The sequence below is a fragment of the Streptomyces sp. NPDC057474 genome (genome assembly GCF_042802555.1).
GTDB lineage: Bacteria > Actinomycetota > Actinomycetes > Streptomycetales > Streptomycetaceae > Streptomyces.
In genome coordinates this window covers 1-3,807 of the sequence record NZ_JBHVDX010000430.1, presented here as the reverse complement: position 1 = coordinate 3,807, position 3,807 = coordinate 1, and the positions used below count along the sequence as shown (strand labels likewise).

4 protein-coding genes are annotated in these 3,807 nt (G+C 69.2%); 1 reads left to right on the top strand and 3 read right to left on the bottom strand.

The window, feature by feature from the left end; genetic code table 11:
- Positions 1–112: 112 nt before the first annotated feature.
- From ACFU53_RS47225 to ACFU53_RS47215, 3 genes are all read right to left on the bottom strand, one after another.
- Positions 113–394, bottom strand: coding sequence for a hypothetical protein (locus tag ACFU53_RS47225; protein WP_384006607.1), 282 nt, complete (start codon positions 392–394; stop codon positions 113–115).
- Between the two features lie 176 nt (positions 395–570).
- Positions 571–933, bottom strand: a complete 363-nt coding sequence (locus tag ACFU53_RS47220; RefSeq protein ID WP_384006605.1) for a hypothetical protein — start codon at positions 931–933, stop codon at positions 571–573.
- A 179-nt stretch (positions 934–1,112) separates the two neighbouring features.
- Positions 1,113–3,059, bottom strand: coding sequence for an AMP-dependent synthetase/ligase (locus ACFU53_RS47215; RefSeq protein ID WP_384006602.1), 1,947 nt, complete (start codon positions 3,057–3,059; stop codon positions 1,113–1,115).
- 124 nt (positions 3,060–3,183) lie between these two features.
- Between ACFU53_RS47215 and ACFU53_RS47210 the strand changes: the two genes are divergently transcribed.
- The gene (locus ACFU53_RS47210; protein ID WP_384006599.1) at positions 3,184–3,804 is read left to right on the top strand and encodes a chorismate mutase; all 621 of its coding nucleotides are present in this window, start codon (positions 3,184–3,186) and stop codon (positions 3,802–3,804) included.
- The last annotated feature ends 3 nt before the right edge of the window (positions 3,805–3,807 follow it).

Sequence of the window (3,807 nt, the reverse complement as noted above, 5' to 3'; positions counted from 1 at the left end):
GCCCACTGCCCGCCGGAGGCACCCTCCGTTCGCACCCCGGAAGGTCAACACCCTTCCGGGGCACCAGTCTTCCTCGGGCGGCAACGCCACCCGCAGGCACCACAGCGCCTGATCAGCCCTCGACGTTGTTCGCCGAGCAGAAGTTGCCGATGTTCTGCTCCGTGTCGCCAGCGCCGCCCACGGGAGCGGCGGTGAAGAGGGAACCGCCGTCGAACGACTGCTCGCACTCCACGATCTGCAGGTTGTCGATGGCGAACGGGAACGGGTCGTCGTAGTCGTGGCCACCGTTGGCGCTGGCAACCCCGCTGCCGACAAGGCCGAGACCGCCGACCATGGCCACTACGGCAGCGGTCTTCTTGAGCTTGTTCATCACGTCTCCGATTTCTTCACGCACACGGGCCTCCTTACGGACCGTGTCCGACTCGTCACTGAAGCTAACACAGGCCTCTCTTAACGCACCATTTCCGATACACCCGACTGAGTGTCACAAATCGAGTTACGCCCCTTTTGGCGCAACCGACTTCACGGGACCCGGCCGGATCGCGGAATGGGCGGCGGCGGCCGTTTCCCTCAGGCGGGTGCAGGCAGGCGAACGGCGGCAGGGACGCAGACGGTGGTGGTCTGACCGTTGGCCAGCAGCGTGGCGCAGACCTGCGGGACCCTGGGCACGGTGATGGTGGTCGTCTGCTGAACATCCGCCCGAACGGTCTGTTGCAGCTGCGCGAGCTCGACGCCACTCGCGGTGATCCTCACACCGATGGTCTGCGTCTCCTGGCAATAGATGCTGACGGCGATCGTGCTGGTCACCGCGCTGTCGACCTTCTGGAGGCCGACCGCGCAAGGGAAGTTCTGCTGCTGCGCAGCGGCCTGTGCCGGCGCGGCGGCGAAGAGCGGTGCGGATGCCAGCAGCACGGTGGCCGCTGAGCGGAGCATGCGGTGAGACACAGGTCCTCCCGGGAACTGGGGCAGCCGCCAACGGGCGGTCGGCCCTCGATCACGGCACCCGAATACCCTTTAGGTGCCTTTTCGGGATGATGCGACCATAGGTCACCGAACCACGCAACGCGGGTGCGCCGCCCGGCCGAAGACCCGGTCGGCCGGTCCGGAGGGTTTCAGCTCTGGTACAGCGCCTCGATCTCCTCCGCGTACGCCGCCGTCACCGCATGACGCTTGATCTTCATCGACGGTGTGAGCAGGCCGCTGTCCTCGTTGATCTCGCCTTCCATCAGCCGGAATTGACGGATCGACTCGGCCCGGGAGACCACCTGGTTGGCGTAGTCCACCGCCTTCTGGACGTCGGCGCGCATCCTGGGGTCGCCGACGACCTCGGAGAGCGGGGTGTCCGGGGACATGCCGCGCACGTGCAGCCAGTGGGACACGTCCTCGGGGTCGAGGGTGATCAGGGCGGCGACGTACGGCCGGTTGTCGCCGACGACGATGCACTGGCCGACCGGGGGCCGGCTGCGCAGGCGGTCTTCCAGGACGGCCGGGGAAACGTTCTTGCCGCCGGAGGTGATGAGGACGTCCTTCTTGCGGCCGGTGATCGTGAGGTATCCGTCCTCGTCGAGCGCTCCGAGGTCGCCGGTGGCGAACCAGTCGTCGGTGAGGGCGGCGTCGGTGGCGACCGGGTTGTTCCAGTAGGTGCCGAAGACGATGGAGCCCTTGATGAGGACCTCGCCGTCGTCGGCGATGCGGATCGCGGTGCCGGGGACGGGCTGGCCGACGGTGCCGGGGCGGGGTTTGAGGGGCGGGACGATGGTGGCGGCCGCGGTGGTCTCGGTGAGGCCGTAGCCCTCGTAGACGATGATCCCGGCGGCGTAGAAGAAGAGGTTGAGGTCGCGGTCGAGCGGGGAGCCGCCGCTGATGGCGTAGCGCATACGGCCGCCGAGTTCCTTGCGGATGCGGCGGTAGACCAGCAGGTCGTACAGGGCCCAGGCGGCGTACAGGCGGGGGGTCGGGCCGGGGCCCTTGTCCAGGAACTTGTCGAGGTAGGCGCGGGCGAAGCGGACGCCGAGGCGGTGGGCGCGGTCGAAGGAGGCGCCGCGGCCGATGCGTTCGGCGGTGGCGCGGCCGGTGGCGTGGATCCGCTCGAAGAGGTACGGGACGCCGACCAGGAAGGTGGGGCGGAACTTATTGAGCGCGGGCCGTAGTTCGGCGGGCTTGATGCTCGGGCAGTGGCCGATCTCGATGCGGGCCATCAGGCAGGCGATCTGGATCGTACGGCCGAGGATGTGCGCGAGCGGGAGGAAGAGGAGGGTGGAGGCGACCTGGCCGGTGATCTCCTTGAAGATCGGGTGCAACAGTTCGACCGTGTTGGCGGCCTCCGCGTGGAGATTGGCATGGGTGAGGACGCAGCCCTTGGGGCGGCCGGTGGTGCCGGAGGTGTAGCAGATGGTCGCGGCCGTGTCGGGGGTGAGGGCGGCGCGGCGCTTGGTGACCTGGTCGTCGGGGATGCCCCGGCCCAGATCGGCGAGTTGGGCCAGAGCGTCCCCGTCTGCGGCAGCAGCCGATGTCTGCGTCAGCTGCCAGACGTGCGGGGGCTGGGAGTGGCCGGCGGTGGCGGTGGCGACGGCGGCCGCGTTCTCGGGGGTCTCCACGATCACGAAGCGGGAGCCGGAGTCCCGGACGATCCACTCGATCTGATCCGGCGAGGACGTGGCGTAGATGGGGACGGACTGGCCGCCGGCCGCCCAGACGGCGAAGTCCAGGACCGTCCACTCGTAGCGGGTGCGGGACATCACCGCGACACGGCCGCCCGGTTCGAGACCGGCGGCGACCAACCCCTTGGCGGTGGCGGTGACTTCGCGGGCGAAGGCGGTGGCGGTGACCGGGTGATAGGTGCCGTGGTGGTCGGCGCGGCGCAGGACCACGGCGTCTGGGGCCTCGGTCGCGTTGACGAAGGGCAGGTCCGCGATGCTGCCGCTCGTGGGGCAGGGTGCGAGGGCGGGTGTGCGCGCCTCGCGGACGACCCCCTGCGCGTCCTTGACAACCTCGACCCTGACCCGGTCGGCGAGGCCGGTGCGCTGCTTCGCCTGGTTCAAGTCCTTGCGTACGCCCATCACGGCTCCCCGAGGCCGACGTCTCCTACATTACCGGCGAGTCAACTTACCGGTAAGTAAGGAATTTTCAAATGGTTTCGGCGGACTTCGGGGAACGGGTGGGGGCGTGTGATAGGCGTGGATCATGCGCCCCCACCGCCTCAGGTCCGTCCTGATCTCCGCCTGTGTCTCTGCCTGTGTCGCGTCCACCGTTGCTCTGTCCGGTGCCGTACCGGCCGTCGCCGAGTCCTCCTCCGCTCCCCTTCGTACGGTTGCGGACGCCCGGTCGCTCACCGTGCTGACCGATCTGTTCGCGGAGCGGCTGCTCGTCGCGGACAAGGTCGCGGCGGCCAAGTACGGGACGGCCACGCCCATCGACGATCCCGTGCGGGAGAAGGCGATCCTGGACGACGTGGCGGCGAGGGCGGTCGGGCTCGGCCTCGATCCGGATGCCGTCACCGCCGTGTTCCGGGACCAGATCGAGGCCAACAAGCTGGTGCAGCGCGGTCTTTACGCCCGTTGGGACGCGCATCCGGAGGAGCGGCCGACCGAGCGGCCCGACCTGGTGAAGGAGGTGCGGCCGGTGCTGGACCGGATCACCACACAGTTGCTGGGCGCGCTCCAGGAGACGGCATTCCTGCGGGCCGGGGCGTCGTGCGAGCCCCGGCTGCGGGTGGCGGCGATGCGGTCGTCGTACGGGCATCGGCTGGACCGGCTGCACGGGGAGGGGCTGGTGCGGGCGTTGCCGTCGGTGTGCGGGGGCTGATGG